The 22,936-nt window shown below is 46.3% G+C and carries 19 protein-coding genes; 10 read left to right on the plus strand and 9 right to left on the minus strand.

The genetic code is table 11. The features are described 5' to 3' along the window. Window positions 1–17 precede the first annotated feature (17 nt). The 4 genes from glnG to glnA all read right to left on the minus strand — a co-directional run bounded on the left by glnG (window position 18) and on the right by glnA (window position 4,843). On the minus strand, window positions 18–1,421 hold the full coding sequence (gene glnG, locus R7Z10_RS16700) for a nitrogen regulation protein NR(I) (RefSeq protein ID WP_005379267.1): 1,404 nt from the start codon (window positions 1,419–1,421) through the stop codon (window positions 18–20). 56 nt (window positions 1,422–1,477) lie between these two features. Further along, a complete protein-coding gene (gene glnL, locus R7Z10_RS16705; protein WP_017821940.1) occupies window positions 1,478–2,524 on the minus strand; it encodes a nitrogen regulation protein NR(II) in 1,047 nt (348 codons plus the stop codon). A 132-nt stretch (window positions 2,525–2,656) separates the two neighbouring features. Next, window positions 2,657–3,238, minus strand: coding sequence for a DUF4124 domain-containing protein (locus R7Z10_RS16710; RefSeq protein WP_047103732.1), 582 nt, complete (start codon window positions 3,236–3,238; stop codon window positions 2,657–2,659). 195 nt (window positions 3,239–3,433) lie between these two features. After that, a complete protein-coding gene (gene glnA, locus R7Z10_RS16715; protein WP_005379275.1) occupies window positions 3,434–4,843 on the minus strand; it encodes a glutamate--ammonia ligase in 1,410 nt (469 codons plus the stop codon). A 530-nt stretch (window positions 4,844–5,373) separates the two neighbouring features. Between glnA and typA the strand changes: the two genes are divergently transcribed. Both typA and R7Z10_RS16725 read left to right on the plus strand, forming a co-directional pair. Next, window positions 5,374–7,203, plus strand: a complete 1,830-nt coding sequence (typA, locus tag R7Z10_RS16720; RefSeq protein WP_005379276.1) for a translational GTPase TypA — start codon at window positions 5,374–5,376, stop codon at window positions 7,201–7,203. Between the two features lie 72 nt (window positions 7,204–7,275). Further along, complete coding sequence (locus R7Z10_RS16725; RefSeq protein WP_005382971.1) at window positions 7,276–7,818, plus strand: AAA family ATPase; 543 nt, start codon at window positions 7,276–7,278, stop codon at window positions 7,816–7,818. 31 nt (window positions 7,819–7,849) lie between these two features. On the opposite strand, the gene R7Z10_RS16730 is transcribed toward R7Z10_RS16725, so the two are convergent. Next, window positions 7,850–8,491 carry a DUF2959 domain-containing protein gene (locus tag R7Z10_RS16730; RefSeq protein WP_005382972.1) on the minus strand — a complete coding sequence of 214 codons (642 nt, stop codon included), beginning with the start codon at window positions 8,489–8,491 and terminating at the stop codon, window positions 7,850–7,852. A 34-nt stretch (window positions 8,492–8,525) separates the two neighbouring features. Here R7Z10_RS16730 and R7Z10_RS16735 point away from each other — a divergent pair, with 34 nt between their 5' ends. The 3 genes from R7Z10_RS16735 (at window position 8,526) to R7Z10_RS16745 (ending at window position 10,900) form a co-directional block, all read left to right on the plus strand. Next, window positions 8,526–9,470, plus strand: coding sequence for a virulence factor BrkB family protein (locus tag R7Z10_RS16735; protein ID WP_005379281.1), 945 nt, complete (start codon window positions 8,526–8,528; stop codon window positions 9,468–9,470). Continuing rightward, the gene (gene dtd / locus R7Z10_RS16740; protein ID WP_005379282.1) at window positions 9,442–9,876 is read left to right on the plus strand and encodes a D-aminoacyl-tRNA deacylase; all 435 of its coding nucleotides are present in this window, start codon (window positions 9,442–9,444) and stop codon (window positions 9,874–9,876) included. Before R7Z10_RS16735 ends, dtd begins: the two co-directional genes overlap by 29 nt. A 106-nt stretch (window positions 9,877–9,982) precedes the next feature. After that, complete coding sequence (locus tag R7Z10_RS16745) at window positions 9,983–10,900, plus strand: bifunctional GNAT family N-acetyltransferase/hotdog fold thioesterase (RefSeq protein ID WP_005379283.1); 918 nt, start codon at window positions 9,983–9,985, stop codon at window positions 10,898–10,900. Here the strand turns inward: R7Z10_RS16745 and R7Z10_RS16750 are convergent. The 4 genes from R7Z10_RS16750 to hslR form a co-directional block, all read right to left on the minus strand. Continuing rightward, entirely contained in the window at window positions 10,886–13,003 is a 2,118-nt protein-coding gene (locus R7Z10_RS16750) for an AsmA family protein (RefSeq protein ID WP_258628024.1), read from the minus strand. The genes R7Z10_RS16745 and R7Z10_RS16750 overlap by 15 nt on opposite strands. A 190-nt stretch (window positions 13,004–13,193) precedes the next feature. Beyond that, window positions 13,194–14,822: a phosphoenolpyruvate carboxykinase (ATP) gene (pckA, locus tag R7Z10_RS16755; protein WP_225466417.1), complete on the minus strand. Its 1,629-nt coding sequence runs from the start codon at window positions 14,820–14,822 to the stop codon at window positions 13,194–13,196. Between the two features lie 336 nt (window positions 14,823–15,158). Beyond that, window positions 15,159–16,034, minus strand: coding sequence for an Hsp33 family molecular chaperone HslO (hslO, locus tag R7Z10_RS16760; RefSeq protein WP_258480476.1), 876 nt, complete (start codon window positions 16,032–16,034; stop codon window positions 15,159–15,161). 31 nt (window positions 16,035–16,065) lie between these two features. Then, on the minus strand, window positions 16,066–16,452 hold the full coding sequence (hslR, locus tag R7Z10_RS16765; RefSeq protein ID WP_005379292.1) for a ribosome-associated heat shock protein Hsp15: 387 nt from the start codon (window positions 16,450–16,452) through the stop codon (window positions 16,066–16,068). A gap of 253 nt (window positions 16,453–16,705) precedes the next feature. Here hslR and gspC point away from each other — a divergent pair, with 253 nt between their 5' ends. The 5 genes from gspC to gspG are packed head-to-tail and all read left to right on the plus strand — an operon-like array spanning window position 16,706 to window position 22,909. Beyond that, window positions 16,706–17,632 carry a type II secretion system protein GspC gene (gene gspC, locus R7Z10_RS16770; protein ID WP_005379294.1) on the plus strand — a complete coding sequence of 309 codons (927 nt, stop codon included), beginning with the start codon at window positions 16,706–16,708 and terminating at the stop codon, window positions 17,630–17,632. Window positions 17,633–17,668: 36 nt separating this feature from the next. Next, window positions 17,669–19,687, plus strand: a complete 2,019-nt coding sequence (gene gspD, locus R7Z10_RS16775) for a type II secretion system secretin GspD (RefSeq protein ID WP_005379295.1) — start codon at window positions 17,669–17,671, stop codon at window positions 19,685–19,687. Then, window positions 19,687–21,189 carry a type II secretion system ATPase GspE gene (gene gspE / locus R7Z10_RS16780; protein WP_005379296.1) on the plus strand — a complete coding sequence of 501 codons (1,503 nt, stop codon included), beginning with the start codon at window positions 19,687–19,689 and terminating at the stop codon, window positions 21,187–21,189. The genes gspD and gspE overlap by 1 nt, the downstream gene beginning before the upstream one ends. Beyond that, window positions 21,189–22,406: a type II secretion system inner membrane protein GspF gene (gene gspF / locus R7Z10_RS16785; RefSeq protein ID WP_005379297.1), complete on the plus strand. Its 1,218-nt coding sequence runs from the start codon at window positions 21,189–21,191 to the stop codon at window positions 22,404–22,406. Before gspE ends, gspF begins: the two co-directional genes overlap by 1 nt. A 59-nt stretch (window positions 22,407–22,465) precedes the next feature. Further along, the gene (gene gspG / locus R7Z10_RS16790) at window positions 22,466–22,909 is read left to right on the plus strand and encodes a type II secretion system major pseudopilin GspG (RefSeq protein WP_005379298.1); all 444 of its coding nucleotides are present in this window, start codon (window positions 22,466–22,468) and stop codon (window positions 22,907–22,909) included. Window positions 22,910–22,936: the final 27 nt, after the last annotated feature.

The following is a 22,936-nucleotide window of genomic DNA, read 5'->3' on the forward strand; positions in this document are numbered from 1 at the left end:
CACCACGTAAGTGATTGTCAGTACAATTCTTTTAATTTTCTGGTGAGTGTATTTCGCCCCCAGCCTAATACTTTAGCGGCATCTTGCTTATGACCTTTAGTGTGCTCTAAGGCTGCTTCTAATAAAATGCGTTCAAATTCTGGTAAAGCGTAAGAAAGTAGTTCTTTATCTCCTGCTGCGAGTGAATGCCGTGCCCAATCCGCCAATTGTTCTTGCCAACTACCATGTGCAGAGTCTGAAATGGATTTTTTCTCTTCGAGTAGTTCGCTTGGCAAGTCATTTGGTAACACCTCGCTACCACTGGCCATAACGGTTAACCAACGGCAAATATTCTCTAATTGACGAACGTTGCCAGGCCAATCAAGGCGGTTAAGAATCTCCACGGTCGACGGGTGGAGAGTTTTTGTTTCCACACCAAGCTCATCAGCTGCACGGATAAGAAAATGCTGTGTAAGCTTTTCAATGTCTTGCTTACGCTCACGCAGTGCCGGGATCTGAACGCGAATCACGTTTAAGCGATGAAATAGGTCCTCACGAAAGTCACCTTCGTGCACCAGCTTTTCTAAGTTCTGGTGTGTTGCCGCGACAATTCGTACATCGACACTGATCGGAGAGTGACCGCCCACTCGATAAAACTGCCCGTCAGCTAGAACGCGTAGTAAACGAGTTTGAATGTCCAATGGCATGTCGCCGATTTCGTCTAAAAATAGAGTGCCGCCATTGGCTTGTTCGAATCGTCCTTGACGAACATTGTTTGCCCCCGTAAACGCGCCTTTTTCGTGGCCAAACAGTTCTGATTCAATCAAGTCTTTGGGAATCGCCGCCATATTGAGCGCAATGAAAGGTTTGTTAGCACGTGGACTGTGACGGTGCAGTGCATGAGCAACGAGTTCTTTACCCGTGCCCGATTCACCGTTAATCAAGACTGAAATAGAGGAGCGAGAAAGACGACCAATGGCGCGAAACACCTCTTGCATCGCTGGTGCTTCACCGATAATTTCAGGCGTTTCTGCTGGAATGTCTTCTGGAGAGAGCTGCTCGCGTTTGTTTTCGTGGCTGTGTGCAATGGCTCGTTCAACCAGAGTTAAAGTTTCATCAATATCAAAAGGTTTTGGTAAATATTCAAAAGCACCTTTTTGGTACGCATTCACTGCTGCATCTAAATCTGAGTGCGCGGTCATGATAATCACGGGAAGGTCTGGGTAATCGCGCTGTACTTGTTTTAGTAGCTCCAACCCATCAATACCTGGCATGCGAATGTCTGATACTAGAACATCCGGCACTTCGCGTTCGAGCGCCATTAACACGCTTTCCCCATCGGCATAGGTTTCACATTTGATGTTGGCAGAGGAGAGCGTTTTCTCCATTACCCAGCGAATTGAACTGTCGTCATCAACGACCCAAACATATCCTTTACTCATGTAGTAATCCTTGCAGCAAACCGAAAACTGACGCGACTTGAAGTCTATTAGCGCACTCAGATCGGCAGATAAATAGTAAATGTTGTGTGACCAGGCCAGCTTTCTACGTCTATTTTTCCATTGTGCTGGTCGATCAAATTTTGCGAAATAGATAGCCCTAATCCAGTTCCTCCCTCGCGGCCACTGACCATGGGATAGAACAGCGTGTCTTGTAGTTCCGGTGGAATACCTGGGCCGTTGTCTGTGATTTCGACACGAGCAGCGAGTTTACAGCGTTTGCCGTGAATATTGGCTTGATGCACCGTTCTGGTGCGAATGGTTATTTTCCCGTGCTCTTGATGGCTAAGAATTTGTGCGGCGTTGCTGACGATATTAAGCATTGCCTGCTCGATTTGGTCTGTATCCATCAAAATCTCTGGCAAGCTTGGGTCATAATCTCGTTCAATGATGATTGAGCGTTGTGACTCTAATTCAACCAGTTGGCGAACCTTTTCAAGAATTTGGTGCAGATTCTCTTGTGTCTTCTTACCTGGCTTTTGCGGTCCTAGTAATCGATCCACGAGCGCCCTTAAACGGTCTGCTTGCTCAATGATGATGTGTGTATATTCGGTGAGAGAGGGCTCTGGCAGCATTTTTTCTAGCAATTGCGCCGCACCGCGTAAGCCGCCAAGCGGATTTTTAATCTCATGTGCAAGCCCTCGGACTAACAGCTTCGCTGCTTGTTGTTGGGCGTGTTGGTTCAGTTCTTGAGAGAGTCGGCGCTGCTGATCAATTTTGCGCATCTCGACCAGAAGCATCAACTGCTTTTGCCAAGTGATAGGGCTAACCGTCACCTCTAGCATTAAAGGGCGGCCATCAACAACGAAAGTGACGTCACTGTCGGTGATGCTTTGGCCACTTTGCAACGGTTGAGTGAGCAGCGCGAGATCCAGCGACGCATGCTGAATCAATTGAGAAAGTGATTGTTCAATAATTCGTTTGGCGCTTTGAGAAAACAGCAATTCGGCAGCCGGATTGGCATAACGGATGGCCAATCCATCATCAAGAATCAGCGTTGCTGTCACCATATTGTTGAGAATGGCACTAGGAAGACTGGTATCCACATTACGTCCTTGTTTTGCTTTAAGATTGTGCGATGCACAATAATGGTGCAATTGAACGTTAAGTATGGCGAATAAATCTTAGAAGAAAAAGTGAAAAGCACCGCTGTGATGTGATTTTTTTCACCAGATATTCTATTTTGCCCCTTTTACGGTCGGCTTAACACTTGCTCTATGTAAATGCACCGTTATAGGGCTAGTAGATGCAATAAGCTTGCCGCTTCTTTTCGCGTGCACAGCAAGTGTGTGAGTGCCTCGGTCAATATTGTTTAACTGCCACACTATATGGTTTTGTGGTGCACCATAAGGTTTTCCATCGAGTAACAATTGCAATTGCTCACCGATACCAAGCTTGCGATTGGTTTCTAATTGAATATTGATGATGCCTCGATTGCTGCGGATGGTCTCGTTGTGCTTGGGAGTCAGCATCGAGAGTTCTAATGGAAGAGGCTTCTCGGTTGTTTTCTCTGGCTTGTTTTGTGATGCAGTAGATGGCGTAGTCTGAGGTGCGAGCGATTCAGTACTTTCTACCTCAGGAGCTGGTGCGCTGGCTTCAAGGTTTGGCAGTGCGATCGCTTTTGCTCCTTTGTTTGGCGTATCACTAAAGTGAACCACGCCATTTTCATCTACCCACGTATACGCGACCTGCGCGAAGGCGATAGAGGCGATTAACAATCCGCTGAGTGCACACAGTGATGGAATAAGCTGAACTTTCATTGCTCACCTTCTCTTGTTCGATGATTTCACGTTTCAATGGCTTAGCTCTTTGACCTGTAAGGAAAAATTCTAAGCGTATTTTTATTATCCCCTCATGTTAAACGTCGAAGCTTGAGTGGCGAATACAAAAAAGGCCCGCCTGCGAGGCGAGCCTAATATTTTATTGCTGTGTTTACATTTTACACAGTGTCGACCTTACACAGAGTAGTAAAGTTCGAACTCAACAGGGTGAGTTGTCATGTTCACACGCTCTACGTCCTGAGACTTAAGGTCGATGTATGAATCGATGAAGTCGTCAGAGAATACGCCGCCCGCTGTTAAGAACTCACGATCAGCATCTAGCTCTGCTAGCGCGTCTTTTAGTGAGTATGCAACAGTTGGGATTTCTGCTGCTTCTTCAGCTGGAAGATCGTAAAGGTCTTTATCCATCGCTTCGCCTGGGTGGATCTTATTCTTGATACCGTCAAGACCAGCCATAAGCATTGCTGCGAAACATAGGTATGGGTTCGCCGCTGGGTCACCGAAACGAACTTCGATACGACGTGCTTTCGGGCTTGGTACCACTGGGATACGGATTGAAGCAGAGCGGTTACGCGCTGAGTAAGCTAGCATTACTGGTGCTTCGAAGCCTGGTACAAGACGTTTGTACGAGTTTGTTGATGGGTTAGCGAATGCGTTGATTGCACGAGCGTGTTTGATGATACCACCAATGTAGTAAAGCGCCATTTCAGATAGACCGCCGTACTTGTCACCAGCAAAAAGGTTTACGCCATCTTTTGCTAGAGACTGGTGAACGTGCATACCGCTGCCGTTGTCGCCAACAAGTGGTTTAGGCATAAACGTCGCTGTTTTACCAAACGCGTGAGCAACGTTGTGTACAACGTACTTGTAGATTTGGATTTCGTCAGCTTTGGTTGTTAGCGTGTTGAAACGAGTTGCGATTTCGTTTTGACCCGCCGTTGCCACTTCGTGGTGGTGCGCTTCAACAACAAGACCCATTTCTTCCATTACTAGACACATAGCAGAACGGATGTCTTGAGATGAATCTACTGGAGCTACTGGGAAGTAACCACCTTTAACGCCTGGACGGTGACCTTTGTTACCTTCTTCGTAGTCAGAACCTGTGTTCCATGCCGCTTCTACGTCGTCGATCTTGAAGAAAGAGCCTGACATGTCCGTCGAGAACTTCACGTCATCAAATAGGAAGAATTCTGGCTCAGGACCGATAAGTACAGTATCTGCAACACCTGTAGAACGCATGAAGTCTTCAGCGCGTTTTGCGATAGAGCGTGGGTCACGGTCATAGCCTTGCATTGTTGCAGGCTCTAAGATGTCACAACGGATATTTAGTGTTGCGTCTTCCGTGAATGGGTCAAGCACAGCAGAAGATGCGTCAGGCATCATTACCATGTCTGATTCGTTGATACCTTTCCAGCCAGCAACTGATGAACCATCGAACATTTTACCTTCTTCGAAGAAGTCTGCGTCGATTTGGTGAGCAGGGATCGAAATGTGCTGCTCTTTACCTTTTGTATCAGTGAAGCGTAGGTCAACAAACTTAACTTCGTTTTCTTGGATCAGCGATAGAACGTTTTCTACTGACATCTTGGATAACCTCCAGTGTTAATAAGCGGTAAAAGCTCGATTTATGAATTATTCATGAAACCTGGCATTGATTAATCAATTTGACTTTTCATTAATCGATGCTGTTTTAACTAAAGCCAAAACCGTGCCAAAAAAAATATTCCATTAATTTCAAGCAATTGTGTTTTTGGATGCTAGTTTGGTGCAGTTGCTTGCACCAAAATGATCTTTGCTTGCACTATTATGGTGCCAAAAATCATTGTTGCACCATAATGTGACAGGTACATTGCGTATTCAGCCCAGTTTTTGAGCAAGAGTCAATTTGAATTATGCATCGATTAGAATAAAGTTGCGTTTAATCAATTCGTTCTGAGGAAGAAAATGGGCATTAAGCGTAAAAATCGCAGAAATGCTCGGGAGTAGATCACATATTTCTAGGCTTTTTGCTAAAATCTGGTACATTATGGCCGTTTTTTTAATCAGCAAATGTCGCCAGAGAGCACCCGTTCTCAGCGTGGGGGCATTTCATCTATCTAAGTGAATCAATATCCATGGCTACTCCACAGATTGATAAATTAAGAAATATCGCGATCATCGCGCACGTTGACCACGGTAAAACCACGTTGGTTGACAAGCTGCTACAACAATCAGGCACGCTTGAGTCTCGCGGTGAAGCTGAAGAGCGAGTCATGGACTCGAACGACATCGAGAAAGAGCGCGGTATTACCATTCTTGCTAAAAACACAGCAATCGACTGGAACGATTACCGTATCAACATCGTAGATACTCCGGGACACGCGGACTTCGGTGGTGAAGTTGAGCGTATCATGTCGATGGTAGACTCTGTACTACTTATCGTTGACGCAGTTGATGGTCCAATGCCTCAAACGCGTTTCGTAACACAAAAAGCGTTTGCTCACGGTCTAAAACCAATCGTTGTAATCAACAAGATTGACCGCCCTGGCGCACGTCCTGATTGGGTTATGGACCAAGTGTTCGACCTGTTCGACAACCTAGGTGCAACTGATGACCAGCTAGACTTTAAAGTAGTTTACGCATCAGCACTTAACGGTTGGGCTTCTCTAGAAGAAGGCGAAACTGGCGAGAACATGGAACCACTATTCCAAACTATCGTTGATGTTGTTGACGCGCCAAATGTTGACCTTGATGGTCCACTACAGATGCAAGTTTCTCAGCTAGACTACAGCTCTTACGTTGGTGTTATCGGCGTGGCTCGCGTAACTCGTGGTAGCGTTAAACCAAACCAGCAGGTAACCATTATTGGTGCTGATGGTAAAACTCGCAACGGTAAAGTGGGTACAGTAATGGGCTACCTTGGCCTAGAGCGTCACGAAGTGGAACAAGCGAACGCGGGTGATATCATCGCAATCACTGGTCTTGGCGAGCTGAAAATTTCTGACACTATCTGTGCACAAAACGCAGTAGAAGCATTACCACCATTGTCTGTTGATGAACCAACAGTAACAATGACGTTCCAAGTAAACACGTCTCCATTCGCGGGTAAAGAAGGTAAGTTCGTAACGTCACGTAACATCCTTGAGCGTCTTGAGAAGGAACTGGTACACAACGTTGCACTACGCGTTGAGCAAACAGACGATCCAGATAAATTCCGCGTATCAGGTCGTGGTGAACTTCACCTTTCTATCCTGATCGAAAACATGCGTCGTGAAGGCTTCGAGCTAGCAGTATCTCGTCCAGAAGTAATCATCAAAGAAGAAGATGGTCAGTTGATGGAACCGTTCGAAACGGTAACTATCGACGTAATGGAAGAGCACCAAGGCGGCATCATGGAGAACATCGGCCTACGTAAAGGTGAGCTGAAAGACATGTCTCCAGACGGTAAAGGTCGTGTGCGTATGGACTTCGTTATGCCATCACGTGGTCTGATCGGTTTCCAAACGGAATTCATGACACTGACTTCAGGTTCAGGTCTTCTTTACCATACGTTTGATCACTACGGCCCTCACAAAGGCGGTAACATCGGTCAACGTGTAAACGGTGTACTAATCGCGAACGCGATGGGTAAAGCGCTAACTAACGCACTGTTCAACCTTCAAGAGCGTGGTCGTCTATTTATCGGTCACGGTGTTGAAGTTTACGAAGGTATGGTTATCGGTATTCACAGCCGTGACAACGACCTAACGGTAAACGCACTGAAAGGTAAGCAGCTAACCAACGTTCGTGCATCAGGTACCGATGACGCACAGGTTCTTACTCCGCCAATCAAGATGACTCTTGAGCAAGCACTAGAATTCATCGATGACGACGAGCTAGTAGAAGTAACGCCTGAAAGCATCCGTATCCGTAAGAAGTTCCTAACGGAAAGCGACCGTAAGCGTGCTTCTCGTGGCGCGAAATAATTTTCGTTAAGCGATTCAATTAAGAAGAAGCCTCGAGTTATGCTCGGGGCTTTTTGTTTTCTGGAGTTGAATATGAACCCGATTATTATCACCGGTGGGCCTGGTGCGGGAAAAACAACACTGCTGAATGCGCTAGACGCGTGTGGTTACGCCACGTTTCCTGAAGGGTCCCGCGACTTGATTGAGCAGCAAAGCCAGTTAGAAAATGGTATTTTGCCGTGGACGAATTTACCTGAGTTTGCCAAGTTATGCCTTGGGTTGATGGACAAACAAAAGAGTGATGCGCGTTGTCATGATGTTGCGTTTGTTGATCGCGCCATCCCCGACATCATTGCATACCTACAAGTGGGCGGCTGTAAGGTTGACCAAGCTTTCTTAACCGAAAGCGCTGGGTACCATAGTCAGGTGTTTACTTGTCGACCTGAAGCATCCATTTACGTACAAGATGAAGTGCGTCCGCACAGCTTTGAAGAAGCATTGGAGATTCATCAGTCGTTAGTGAGTGTCTATACTGAGTTGGGTTATGAAGTGATAGAAGTACCATGGGGAACTGTGCCAGAGAGAGTAGGCTTTGTTCGAAGAGTCATCGGTTTACTCGGTAAGGTCGCCGACTAAAACCTCCTCACTAGGAGGAGGTCTAAATCATTTACTTTTGATTGAGCTTTTGTAGGAATTTATCGGACTCTGCAATCGCTTCGTTCATTTGTTTGATCGCAAACTGAATGTCTTTCTCTAAGCTAGAGAACTCACCTTGCAAAGAACCAATCGCACTGGCGTTAAGGTTGTGTTTTAAGTACAACGTGTTGTCACGTAGCGTATCCAGTACCGGTGTCATCTTTTTCTCTGCACGCTTCATAGCGCTAAGCATGGTTTTGTACGAGGCTTTGGTTTCACGTAGTTTTTGCTCGCTTGAACGACGCAGTTTCGCACTCGAGTACAGCTCTAGCTCATCTTGCCACTCATCAAACAGTGCGCCGGATACGTCTTCAATCGCAGCAATACGGTCACGTACGTCTTGAGCCGCTTTTTCGCTATCTTCGTATTTGTCATTGATGTTGTTGTAGACATTTTCTAGCTCACCACCATCAAAGTTGGTGATCGCAGACAAGGCTTCAAGTGCACTGGTGAATTCTTCTTGTGCATCTTGTTGAGATTCTTTGGCATCTTCGACGCGGTCGACCATAATATCTCGTTTATGATACCCAACCTGCTCCATTGCTGAGTAATAAGCAGATTGACACCCTGTTAAAGTGAAAATTGATAGTACAATTGCTAATAAATAAGGCATTCTTATGTCCTCGGCGCTAATTATGGGATGAACTATGAACCAGTTATCAGAGAGTTACAAGGCGAGATTAATCAATCTACTGCCAAGTTGCGTCGCGTTTTTTAAGTATCTTCTTAAGCGATTAACGCATGACCGTGTGAATGTGAACGCGGGCTATCTTGCCTACATTACCTTGTTATCCATCGTGCCAATGCTGACGGTATTGTTATCAATATTGTCGAAATTTCCCGTTTTTGCGAACGTTGGTGAAGTGCTGCAAGGCTACATTATTGAGAATTTTGTGCCAGCTTCTGGAGAAGCTGTACATACGGCATTACAGGAATTTGTGGCGAATACGGGCAAAATGAGCGCGGTTGGCGGTGGGTTTTTATTCATCGCAGCGGTCATGCTGATTTCCAACATTGATAAGAACTTAAACTACATTTGGCGAGTTAAAGACAAGCGCCGTTTAGTCTTTTCATTCTCTATGTATTGGATGGTACTCACGTTAGGGCCGATCATGGTCGGTGCGAGTATTGCGGCAACGTCGTACGTGACTTCGCTGCAAATTTTAGAGAACGAGACATTATCTGGTGCGTTTAATTTATTTCTGCGTTGGCTACCGTTGTTGCTGTCCTTTTTTGCTTTTCTTGGCTTGTATATTCTAGTGCCGAATAAAAAAGTACACCTCGCTCATGGTGCCATGGGGGCAGCAGTCGCCGCGATACTGTTCGAGTTGAGTAAAAAAGGCTTTGCACTCTACATCACTCAGTTTCCGTCTTATCAGCTCATCTACGGCGCGTTAGCGGCGATTCCTATCTTATTTGTTTGGGTGTATTTATGCTGGATGATCGTGTTATTGGGGGCGGAAGTTACGGCTGCGCTTGGTGAGCGAGAGCACTGGAGTGAAGATTTAGACATGATACACTCGACCGCTGAATCTCAGTTAACAGATGAAGGAAGCGAGAGTAGTGATAGCGCTAATTCAACGAGTCAGTGAAGCAGCCGTCCGTGTGGATGGTGAAGTCGTAGGAGAAATTGATCGTGGTCTGCTGGTCTTATTGGGCGTAGAGAAGGACGACGATGAAGCTAAAGCAAAGCGTTTAATGGAGCGTGTTACAACCTACCGTGTGTTCGAAGATGACGAAGGCAAGATGAACCTGAACGTTAAACAGGTGGAAGGTAAAGTGCTGGTGGTTTCTCAATTTACGCTGCCTGCGGATACAAAAAAAGGCACGCGAGCTGGCTTTTCTCGCGGTGCGCATCCTGTTGATGCAGAGCGCTTGTATGATTACTTTTCTGACTTGTGTGAAGAAGTCTTACCCACACAGCGTGGCCGCTTCGCTGCCGATATGAAAGTGTCTTTGGTGAATGACGGTCCAGTGACGTTTTGGTTGCAGGTCTAATCTGGTAACACAGGCGCCATAGTCTAAGCTTTAACTCCAAGCTCATGGAATTGGCTTGGAGTAATTTTTCCGACACTGATTAGTGTTGTGCTTTCAAAGGATTGATATGTTCAAACTCATTACTCCCAAAACCGATAATCAGATAAACAAGTATTATCAGTTTCGCTGGCAACTGCTTCGTGAGCCATGGCGTATGCCGATCGGCTCAGAGCGCGATGAATACGACGAAATGAGTCATCACCGCATGATTGTTGATGGTCGAGGTCGTCCTATGGCGATTGGCCGTTTATACATTACGCCGGACAATGATGGCCAGATCCGCTATATGGCGGTTAAAAATAATCGCCGTAGCAAAGGGATGGGTTCGCTGGTTTTGGTTGCACTAGAGTCGTTAGCACGCCAGGAAGGAGCGAAACGCTTGGTGTGTAATGCCCGTGAAGATGCCATCGCCTTTTATGAAAAAAATGGCTTTGAGCGTCGAGGTGAGCTGACCGATGAGCGTGGCCCTGTGCGCCATCAGCAAATGGTGAAGCAACTGGATCCGATGGCCAATGTGTTACGTCGCCCTGAATGGTGTACTGAGCTTCAACAGCGCTGGGAGCAACAAATCCCAATTAGCGACAAAATGGGGATCAAGATTAACCAGTACACGGGTTACCAGTTTGAATGCTGTGCGCAGCTTAATCCTAACCTTAATCCGCATAACACCATGTTCGCTGGGTCAGCTTTTACCTTAGCAACCCTGACAGGGTGGGGGATGACGTGGCTGCTGCTTAAAGAGCGTGGGCTGCACGGTGATATTGTGTTGGCCGACAGCTCGATTCGCTATCGTCAACCAGTCGAACAAAACCCCGTGGCGAGTACTTCGTTGGATGGGATCAGTGGTGACCTAGACCGATTGGAGTCGGGACGCAAAGCACGCATCGTTATTCACGTAGTGATTTATAGTGGTGACACGCCAGCTGTTGATTTTGTCGGTACCTATATGCTGATACCGAACTACTCGCAGTTACTCAGTTGCTGATGGGGTAAGCGCCGACTGATCTGCTGGGCGCTTATCTGTTTCACCTTCTTGCTCTGTCGGTGAGAGGGTTTGTTCTGCTGCGGAATTCGTGTCGGGTACTTCATCTTCTTCGATAACTTCTTCGTAAAGCTCTTCCTCTTGAGTCTCCAAATTGATGTTATCAATTACGATTGGCTGCTCGATGGAAGGTTCATTTTTCTGTGGAGTCTCAATATCAATAGGCTCGGCCAGTTTTGATGCGTTCACGCACTCATTACGGTGGGTTTCGCCACTTAGTAGATCGCCTTCAATGTTTCCGCACGACTCTTCCAATTGATAAGTAATGCCACTTAGCGGGTTGTTGGCCATATCAAATGTTCCCCAAACCTTACCACTTATGGCTTTTCCTGAGATGGTGACCGGCTTTATGGCAACTTCCCCTCGTTGCGCGCTTAAACGCAGTGGACTTAAGGTAATGGCTTTGAGCGAATGATCCGCTTGGGACTTCAAGCGGGTATCTCGGAGATTGGCTTCCACTTCACCCGATAAGCTGTAGGCCAGCATGTTGCGATCACCTGATAACCCTTGTAGATCGAGGCTGAGATCGGAAAAACCATCAATAGCCAGTGTGTCGGGTAAAAAATAATCGTGGAAGAGCGATAAGGGAATACCATCAGCATTGACGTTGAGCGCCCAAGGTTGGCTCGGGGTACTCAAATCTATTTGTCCGATGCCTTCTACGTAGCCTTGCTCGAGTGGCGCAAAAAGGCGAGTCAATTGCCAAAAGCCATCTTTGCTTTGCATGGCAAGTGCTGCGTGAGACGTGAGTATTTGGTCATAGCTGGCGTTGACAACGCTGACTTCCAATTCGCCTTGCCAAAGGCCCCAACGTTGAGCCGACTGTTTAATATCAAGCTGTTGCCCTTCGATATTTAAACCGGAAAGTTGCCAATAAGGTTCGTGAGATAGCTGGATAATTTGGCTGCGCTCAATGTCGAGTCGTTCGATTGCAACATGCTCTAACTCGCTGGTGGCGGCGTGCCACCAATTTAGGTTGTCTTCTGGCTGTGTTGCCCACTTGAGGCCTTGAATAGAGGCTTCTTTGAGCTTCCATTGTGTTGGCGTGAACAATCCAGAAACTTGCACTCGACCTTGCTGCCAATCTAAGCTGAGCTCGTTGAGCTGGATTACTCCTGGCTCGATAGCGGCACTCAAACGTGGCTCTATTGCGGTTTGCTGCTGGAATCGAACGCTATCCGCCTGCAATGACACTTGAGCTTTTGTCTTCCAGAGAGACAGTGGCAGTGTGGCGTTTTCCACAGAAAGATCCAAGTTCTGCCAGTGCCAGTCGCCCCATTCAATATCGGCGTTAAGCAAATCTAAGCTATTAATATGATTAATGCTAAATGGTAGATCGTGCCAAGGTTTTGCAAGCAGTGATTGGCGCTGCGTATTACTCAGTTTCAGCTTGTTGATGGTCACATTTACTAAAGACCAGCCTTGAGGATACTGCTCCCCTTGCCCAGATATTTGACTGTTACGCCAGTTAAAAGAGGTGCCATAAAGCGTACTGTCTTGCGGTTTGTAGTCTATATCGACTAAGACTTGATTAAAGGCTTCGCCATTCCAATAGAGTTGGTCGGCCGCAAGTTGAACTTCGCCATATGGTATTAATTGACCATTCCATTGTGGTGATTGAATTTGAAGGTCAATGCCATTGGCAGAGAACTGCTCGTCGGCGTAATCAATATTTTTGAGCGCGATTTGATGGAATAAAACGTTGTCTAAAGGTGGGAGCTTTGGTGCGCCATACTGCAAGCTCATACCATCAATCAATAAACTATCAACGATCCATTTACCATCGCGATAAACATCGGGATTCATCCATAAATCGACTTGCTCGATGTAAGACGCATCGTCTCCGCTGGTGTTCACGCGTTGTAAAGTTAGGTGATAGGGAAAGCCATAACGCACGCTTCCGGCCCGGAAGGGAAGAGAAAAGGTGTTTGACAGCAAGCGCCAGGTTGCGTCCGCGTAAGATGTTGTTAGCAGCGCAATCGTAGCGGCCGGAATGGCAACTAAGATAACCAGTAACAGAAGTAGAACTCGACGCGCTGTTTTCATCTTTGCTAGAACCTACGTGTGTTATTAAATAAAACTAGATAGGCTTTAGCTTGTATCAATATTCTGTGGTATTCAATAAAAAGCCCCTCAAAAGAGGGGCTTGAAGCAATTTTTGTAACTTGGCCTACGTAAAGGTGATAAGTTAATGCCAACTTTTCACTGAGTTTACGCGACGTCGCTGTTACTCGATTTAATCAATCTGAGGACCAGCCGCAACCAGAGATTTACCTTCAGCGTTGTCTGTGTACTTATCAAAGTTATTGATAAAGCGCGCTGCTAAATCTTTCGCTTTGCTTTCCCACTGAAGTGGGTCAACGTACGTGTCGCGAGGGTCTAGAATGCTAGGATCCACACCTGGTAGTGAAGTCGGTACTTCAAGATTGAAGATAGGAATGTGCTTAGTTGGTGCATCTTCAATCGAACCATCAAGAATCGCATCAATAATTCCGCGTGTATCTTGAATCGAGATACGTTTGCCAGTACCGTTCCAACCTGTGTTCACTAGGTAAGCCTCAGCGCCTGCTGCTTCCATGCGTTTAACCAGTACTTCCGCGTATTTTGTTGGGTGGAGCGTTAGGAACGCCGCGCCGAAACAAGCAGAGAAAGTTGGTGTTGGCTCAGTAATACCGCGCTCTGTTCCCGCTAGTTTGGCGGTAAAGCCAGACAGGAAGTGGTACTTAGTTTGCTCAGGTGTCAATTTAGATACTGGAGGCAGTACGCCAAATGCATCGGCTGATAGGAAGATCACTTTATTCGCGTGACCGCCTTTTGATACTGGCTTAACGATATTATCGATATGGTAGATAGGGTAAGAAACACGTGTGTTTTCTGTTTTCGAACCATCATCAAAATCGATAGAGCCATCGCCACGTACTGTTACGTTTTCTAGCAGTGCATCACGACGAATTGCGTTGTAGATGTCCGGCTCCGCTTCTTTCGAAAGTTTGATGGTTTTTGCGTAACAACCACCTTCGAAGTTGAAGACACCGTCATCATCCCAGCCGTGCTCATCATCACCAATTAGCGCACGTTTAGGATCAGTCGACAGGGTCGTTTTACCCGTACCAGATAGACCGAAGAATACCGCTACATCGCCATCTTTGCCCATGTTAGCGCTACAGTGCATTGATGCGATGTCTTTTAGTGGAAGGAAGTAGTTCATCATGGCGAACATACCTTTCTTCATTTCACCGCCGTACCAAGTACCACCGATAAGTTGCATGCGCTCGGTTAGGTTAAATACGGTGAAGTTTTCTGAGTTCAGGCCTTGCTCTTCCCATTTTGGATTAGTGCATTTTGCGCCATTCATTACTACGAAGTCTGGTTCAAATATCGCTAACTCTTCTTCCGTCGGGCGAATAAACATGTTTTTAACGAAGTGCGCTTGCCATGCGACTTCTGTGATAACACGAATGCTCAAACGTGTATCTGGGTTTGCACCACAGTAACCGTCAACAACAAACAAGCGTTTGTTAGAAAGCTGGTTTGTGACCAGTTCTTTTAGCTCGTCCCACACTTCAGGAGTGATTGGTTTGTTATCATTTTTCACTTGATCAGACGTCCACCACATATGTTCTTCTGTCGTAGCGTCTTTGACGATATATTTATCTTTTGGTGAGCGACCAGTAAAGATGCCAGTGTCAACGGCAACCGCACCTAGTTCAGTAACCACGCCGCGCTCATAACCGGTTAGGTCTTCACGCGTTTCTTCCTCAAACAACATTTCGTAGCTTGGGTTGCGAATAACCTCTTTTACGTTATGCAGTCCGTGCTTGGTTAGATCAAGTGTTGCAGCCTTAGTATGTTCCATAACGGTCATAGGTGCTCCTTATAAGGATTTTGTAGGGATTTTGTAAGAATGTTTTAATTTTAATCTGCTCACCATGCTAGCAACGGGGCGGGGAGAAAACAGGGAGATAGCTCAAAATTTGCCCATGATTTCAATAAGGTTTTAGGTAACCCGTCACATATTGGTGGGAATAGTCTATCGTGCACGCAATCCTTTGCGCTAGGGCAAAATCATTATTAATTGTTTAAAATTAAGCAGTTGTTTTATTACGCTTGAGGCTAGTTATTACGAGGGGTTGATCACAAAAAGGCCAGCATTAAGCTGGCCTTTTGTAGGGTAAATTACGTGCTTGATAAGCTATGTAAATTAATGCAGGGTTTTCTTGTCTGTAGAAGCTTGTGCATACAGTTCAGTGACTTCAGATTCGTCGAACGTATAAGTTGTGCCACAGTAATCACAATGTAAAGAAACTGATCCAACTTCTGCCAAAATGTCATAAATTTCAGCTTTCTCAACGGTGATGATTGCTGCACCGCTACGCTCACGAGAACAGCCACAATGGAACTCGACAGGTTGCGGCTCGTACAGACGTACTTTGTCTTGGTTATATAGTCGATACAATAACTCGTTCGCTTCTAAACCAAACAATTCTTCATCTTTTACTGTATCAGTGAGCTGCTCTAGATGTTCGAAATCATCTGGAGAGCCAGTGCCGTCAGGGATCACTTGAATCAACATACCTGCTGCGTGTGCTTTGCCTTCATGCTCACCAGTGCGGATCCATAGGCGCGTTTTTAACTGCTCTGAGTTTGCAAAGTAGCCTTCTAGCACTTCTGCTAAAGTGTCACCTTCTAATCCAACGACGCCTTGGTAACGCTCGCCGTTTTTCGGTTCGATGGTGATCACAAGGTAGCCCTTACCCATTAGATCGTGAATGTTTGCTTCATCGGCAACATCGCCTTCCCAGCGAGCTACGCCACGAACACGTTGGTTATGGTCACCGTTGATAACGGCAAGAGACACGGGACCGTCGCCTTGTAGCTGGATGGTGATCGAACCTTCGAACTTAAGAGTGGCAGTTAAAAGAGTAGTTGAAACGAGTAGCTCACCCAGCAGTTTCTCTATTGCTGCCGGATATTCCTTGCTGGAGATAACACGTTGGTACGCTTCATCCAATTGTACCAACTCGCCACGTACTGAAAGATCTTCGAATAGGTAGCGGTTTAAAACATTATTTGCCATGGAGTGCTTTCCTCGTTGGTAATTCCGGCTTTTATTGGTGTTTGAACTTAATGATGTCTCGGCGCTGCTTTTTATCTGGGCGGCGTTCCGGACTTGGGTTGTGGGCATTAAGCTTACGTTGAGTCGCGTGTTCCTCACGTTTCGCGATACTCTCATTGGTTTCGCGATATAAGGTTTGTGCGATGGGAGCGCCTCGGCGTTGATCTGAGATTTGTTCGATGATCACGATTTTTTCTTCGTTGCCTTGACGAAGTCTGACTTCAGCGCCCACTTCAACGATTTTACTCGGCTTGCTTCGTTGGCCATTATAGTGGACTTTACCGCCATCGACCATGTTACGCGCGATGGAGCGGGTTTTGTAAAATCTTGCGGCCCATAGCCATTTATCTAGCCTAACGGCTTCATTTAGGGAACTCATAGAACACTACGCTATCTAATCACTGCCCGAATACAGCAATGAGTGATGGATTATTCACCTACAGATGGAGTCAAGGCGTATTTTTTTCAAGGGAGTTGGCAAAAACTGCATAAGAAAAAGGTATGAAAGACAACTTGTGATATAGTTCACTGCTCTTTGTTGAGTAATAATTTTATTGCAAATTTAGCAATTTAAAGTCGATAGCTATCGTTATAGCTTAAATGACGGACGTTAGAATAAAGGAATCCATTCAGTGAAACGTTTAGAGCTAAGTGCAGGATTATCAAGCAGACCGCTACTGGCTCAGATCAAGTCCAATCATTATACCATTCAAGCCAAACTTAGCTTGTTGCTTACCTGTCTGTTTATTGCGATAACCGGATGGATACTTGGCAAAATTGTGTGGTTAGCCATACCTCAATCGTCGGAAGTGCCGCAATGGCGTCCATCGGCGAGTAGCGTTGCTGCGAGCAATAAAGGCGACGCGATAGATTTTAATGCCCTTCAGAATGCCAACCTATTCGGTAAATACACTGAGCAAAAAGCGGCGGTTGTAGAACAGCCTATTGTTAAAGACGCCCCTAAGACGCGCCTTAACCTTACGCTGGTCGGTGCGGTTGCAAGTAGTGATGCCAACACCAGCCTTGCTGTTATTGCTAACCGAGGTAAGCAAGCTACGTACGGTTTGGGTGAAGAAATCGAAGGGACACGTGCGACACTAAAAGCGGTATTGGTGGATCGCGTCATCATTGATAACCAAGGTCGAGACGAGACCTTAATGATGGAAGGTATAGAATATAAGAAGCTATCTGAATCGCCGCAGGTAGCTAGGGCGCAAGCTCAGCGAGCAGAAGCAGCGACGTCTGACGTTGGAGAGAAATTAGAGCAAATCCGCGAGGAAATTGCGAAAGATCCACAAAGCGTTTTTAAATACATCACCATTTCACCCGTCAAAAAAGACGGAGACATTGTTGGTTATCGAGTATCACCTGGTCGTGATGCCGCATTATTTAATGATGTAGGACTACAACCTGGCGATATTGCGGTTCAACTGAACGGGATCGATTTAAGTGATCCGTCTTCTTCAGTACAACTGATGCAAGTGATGAGCGATCCGCAAGAATTAAATTTAACTGTTGAGCGAGACGGCCAACAGTACGATATCTATATCCAATTGTAAGACTTAGGCAACCGGCGTAAGTTCAGGGAGACATACGTGAAACATTGGTTCAGCAAAAGTGCTTGGCTACTAGCAGGAAGTTTACTCTGCGTACCAGGTGCAATGGCAAACGAATTTAGTGCGAGCTTTAAAGGCACTGATATTCAAGAATTCATCAACATAGTGGGTCGTAACCTCGAAAAGACCATCATTGTTGATCCTTCAGTACGCGGTAAGATCGATGTCCGCAGCTATGACGTACTTAACGAAGAGCAATATTACAGCTTTTTCCTTAATGTCCTTGAAGTATACGGTTACGCAGTCGTAGAGATGGACAATGGGGTACTTAAGGTTATCAAAGCAAAAGACTCAAAAACCTCAGCAATCCCTGTGTTAGGTGATGGTAGCGCGCAAGGCGATAGTGTTATCACTCGAGTTGTCGCGGTGCGTAATGTGTCGGTCCGTGAGTTGTCTCCTCTACTTCGTCAGCTGATTGATAACGCCGGTGCCGGTAACGTGGTTCATTATGATCCAGCGAATATTATCTTGATTACTGGTCGTGCGGCAGTAGTGAATCGCTTAGCAGAGATCATCAAGCGTGTTGACCAAGCCGGCGATAAAGAAATTGAATTGGTGGAGCTGCGTAATGCATCTGCTGCTGAAATGGTACGCATTGTCGAAGCACTGAATAAAAGTGCGAATCAGAAAAGCACGCCAGAGTTCCTTGAACCTAAAATTGTGGCCGATGAACGTACTAACGCGATTTTAATTTCTGGTGATCCAAAAGTAAGAGCCCGCTTGAAACGTTTGATTCGTCAACTTGATGTTGAAATGGCGACAAAAGGTAACAACCGAGTTGTGTACCTGAAAAATGCGAAAGCTGAAGACTTGGTGGATGTATTGAAAGGTGTTTCCGATAACCTGCAAGCTGAAAAGCAAGCTGGTCAGAAAACATCAGGTGCATCGCGTGGTGAGGTCGTCATTGCTGCTCACGCTGCAACTAACTCGTTAGTTTTAACAGCGCCACCAGATATTATGATGGCATTACAAGACGTCATTTCTCAACTCGATATTCGTCGTGCTCAGGTTCTTATTGAAGCGTTAATTGTCGAAATGTCTGAAGGTGATGGTATTAACCTAGGTGTTCAGTGGGGTTCATTAGAAACGGGTGCTGTAATTCAGTACGGTAACTCAGGAGCCCCGATTGGTCAGGTGATGGTTGGTCTAGAAGAAGCAAAAGATCAAACCCGCACTGAATACTATACCAACTCTAATGGCGAACGAACGCCATATGATGTTACTGAATCAGGTGACTACTCTACGCTAGCGTCAGCGCTTAGCGGAGTAAATGGTGCGGCAATGAGTATTGTCATGGGTGACTGGACAGCGCTAATTAGTGCTGTTGCTTCTGACTCCAACTCAAACATTCTATCTTCTCCGAGTATTACCGTAATGGATAATGGCGAAGCATCATTTATTGTGGGTGAAGAGGTTCCGGTTATTACGGGCTCTACGGCTGGCTCAAACAACGACAACCCATTCCAAACGGTTGACCGTAAAGAAGTCGGTATCAAACTCAAAGTAGTGCCACAAATTAACGAAGGTGACTCTGTACAGTTAAACATTGAACAAGAAGTTTCCAACGTATTAGGCGCAAACGGTGCGGTTGACGTTCGCTTTGCTAAACGACAGTTAAACACCTCTGTCATGATCCAAGATGGTCAGATGTTGGTTCTTGGTGGTTTGGTCGATGAACGCGCACTTGAAAGTGAGTCTAAAGTGCCGCTATTGGGTGACATTCCGGTACTGGGTCACCTGTTCAAGTCAACTAGCACGCAAACAGAAAAACGTAACTTGATGGTGTTCATCAAGCCGACGATTATTCGCGATGGTGTGACGGCTGACGGTATTACGCAGCGTAAATACAACTTTATTCGCGCAGAACAGCTTTATAAAGCGGATCAAGGGTTGAAGTTGATGGCAGACGAGAAGATCCCGGTTATGCCAGCCTTTGGCCAGGAGCGTCAGCACCCAACAGAGATTCAAGCGTTTATTGATCAAATGGAAAACAACTAATGGTTGATATGTTAGACACAGCGCCAAGTATGCGTCGTCTGCCATTCAGTTTTGCCAACCGCTTTAAACTGGTGCTGGAGACAGAGCATCCTGAGCGTCCACCTATTCTTTACTATGTCGAGCCGCTTAACCCTGCGGCTCTGGTTGAAGTCCGTCGTGTATTAAAGAAAAGCTTCGTACCGCAACCTATCGATAAAGAAGCCTTTGATAAAAAGCTGACCGAAGCATATCAACGCGACTCGTCTGAAGCGCGTCAGTTGATGGAAGATATTGGTGCTGATAGCGATGATTTCTTCTCTTTGGCTGAAGAACTGCCGCACGATGAAGACTTATTAGAATCGGAAGACGATGCGCCAATCATCAAATTGATCAACGCCATGTTGGGCGAAGCGATCAAAGAAGGTGCGTCGGATATTCATATTGAGACGTTCGAGAAAACCCTTTCGATTCGTTTCCGTGTCGATGGCGTATTGCGTGAAGTTCTGACCCCAAGTCGTAAGTTAGCGCCTTTGCTAGTTTCTCGTGTGAAGGTTATGGCTAAACTAGATATCGCAGAAAAGCGTGTGCCTCAAGATGGCCGTATTTCGTTGCGTATCGGTGGTCGTGCGGTGGACGTGCGTGTATCTACGATGCCGTCCTCACATGGTGAGCGCGTGGTAATGCGTTTGTTGGATAAAAACGCGACTCGTCTTGATTTACATAGTTTGGGCATGACACCTTCAGTGCATGACAACTTCCGTCACTTGATTGGCCGCCCTCACGGTATCATCTTGGTGACGGGCCCGACAGGTTCTGGTAAATCAACCACCTTGTACGCTGGCTTGCAAGAGATCAATAGCAACGAACGCAACATTTTAACGGTTGAAGACCCGATCGAATTTGATATTGATGGCATCGGTCAAACTCAGGTGAACCCAAAGGTTGACATGACTTTTGCGCGTGGTTTGCGTGCCATTCTGCGTCAGGACCCGGATGTGGTGATGGTCGGTGAGATCCGTGACTTAGAAACCGCACAAATTGCAGTGCAAGCGTCCTTAACGGGTCACTTGGTAATGTCTACTCTCCACACCAACACCGCAGTGGGTGCGATTACGCGTCTACGTGATATGGGTATTGAGCCATTCCTTATTTCTTCTTCGTTATTAGGGGTGCTAGCGCAGCGCTTAGTTCGAACGCTTTGTCCAAGCTGTAAAGAGCCGTATGAAGCCGATGCGGAACAGAAAAAACTGTTTGGTATGGAAGCGCATGAACCGTTAGAACTGCACCGAGCAAAAGGCTGTGAAGCGTGTAACCAAAAAGGCTACCGAGGTCGAACAGGTATCCACGAGCTCATTATGGTTGATGAGCAAGTACAAGAGTTGATTCACCGAGAGTCTGGTGAGCAAGAAATTGAGAGAGCCGTTCGCGCCCATACGCCAAGTATTCGCAGCGATGGTTTAAGCAAAGTGCGTCGTGGCATTACGTCACTTGAAGAAGTGATGCGAGTGACGAAGGAAACCTAATGGCGGCATTTGAGTACAAAGCGCTAGATGCAAAAGGCAAGCATAAAAAAGGCACGATAGAAGGGGACAACGCCCGACAAGTGCGCCAGCGACTCAAAGAGCAAGGGATGATCCCGATTGAAGTGGTTGAGACGAAAGCTAAATCGGCTAAGTCTTCAGGTTCAGTCAGCTTTAAGCGCGGCGTCTCAACATCTGAGCTGGCACTCATCACACGGCAATTGTCTACGCTAGTCCAATCAGGTATGCCTTTGGAAGAGTGTTTGCGTGCGGTCTCTGAGCAGGCTGAAAAGCCGAGGATTCGTTCTATGTTGGCTGCGGTTCGCTCGAAAGTAACCGAGGGTTATCCGCTCGCCGACAGTTTTGCCGATTACCCACACGTGTTTGATGAACTGTACCGCTCTATGGTTGCGGCGGGCGAAAAATCAGGTCACCTCGATACCGTATTAGAGCGTTTGGCAGACTATGTCGAAAACCGCCAAAAGATGCGATCTAAATTGCTTCAAGCCATGATTTATCCTGTAGTTTTGGTGGTATTCGCGGTTGTCATCGTTTCGTTCTTATTGGCGACAGTGGTTCCTAAAATCATTGAACCCATCATTCAGATGGGCCAAGAGTTACCTCAATCGACGCAATTTTTACTGGCAGCCAGTGAGTTTGTGCAAGATTGGGGGCTGATTATTTTCGTTGTGCTGGTGGCGCTTTTCTATGGCCTCAAACTGGCGTTGCAAAAGCCAGACTTTCGCTTAGCTTGGGACAGAAAAATCTTGAGCTTACCGCTAATAGGTAAGATCTCTCGAGGTTTGAATACCGCACGATTCGCACGAACACTTTCGATCTGTACTTCCAGTGCGATTCCAATTCTCGAGGGTATGCGCGTTGCGGTAGATGTTATGTCTAACCGTTATGTGAAGCAGCAAGTCTTGCTTGCAGCGGATAACGTCCGAGAGGGCGCTAGTTTGCGTAAGGCGTTGGACCAAACTCGCTTGTTTCCACCAATGATGCTACACATGATCGCCAGTGGTGAGCAAAGTGGTGAATTAGAGAGCATGTTGACGCGGGCAGCCGATAACCAAGATCAAAACTTTGAATCAACAGTCAATATTGCTCTGGGTGTGTTTACTCCTGCGCTGATTGCATTAATGGCTGGATTAGTGTTGTTCATTGTGATGGCGACCTTGATGCCAATGCTAGAAATGAATAACTTGATGAGCGGATAATTTCGAATTAAGACGTGTCTACTAACGGCATGGCTTTAATCTAACTTTCGGAGAAAAAAATGAAGTTTAAGCGTAGTAAACAACAGGGTTTTACACTTTTAGAAGTGATGGTTGTTGTAGTTATCCTGGGTATTTTGGCAAGTTTTGTTGTTCCAAACCTATTGGGTAACAAAGAGAAGGCAGACCAACAAAAAGCGATTACGGACATTGTCGCGTTGGAAAATGCCTTAGATATGTACAAGTTGGACAACAGCGTTTACCCAACAACGGACCAAGGTCTAGAAGCATTGGTTAGCAAGCCATCTAACCCAGAGCCACGCAACTACCGTGATGGTGGTTACATCAAACGTCTTCCTAATGACCCTTGGGGCAACCAGTACCAATACTTAAGCCCAGGTGATAACGGTACAATCGATATCTTCACTCTAGGCGCAGATGGCCAAGAGGGTGGAGAAGGTCCAGCTGCAGATATTGGCAACTGGAACATGCAAGACTTCCAATAATTGAGCCTAAGCCAGCACTAATGAAAC

Source organism: Vibrio sp. Vb1018, assembly GCF_033338775.1.
GTDB classification, from domain to species: domain Bacteria; phylum Pseudomonadota; class Gammaproteobacteria; order Enterobacterales; family Vibrionaceae; genus Vibrio; species Vibrio alginolyticus.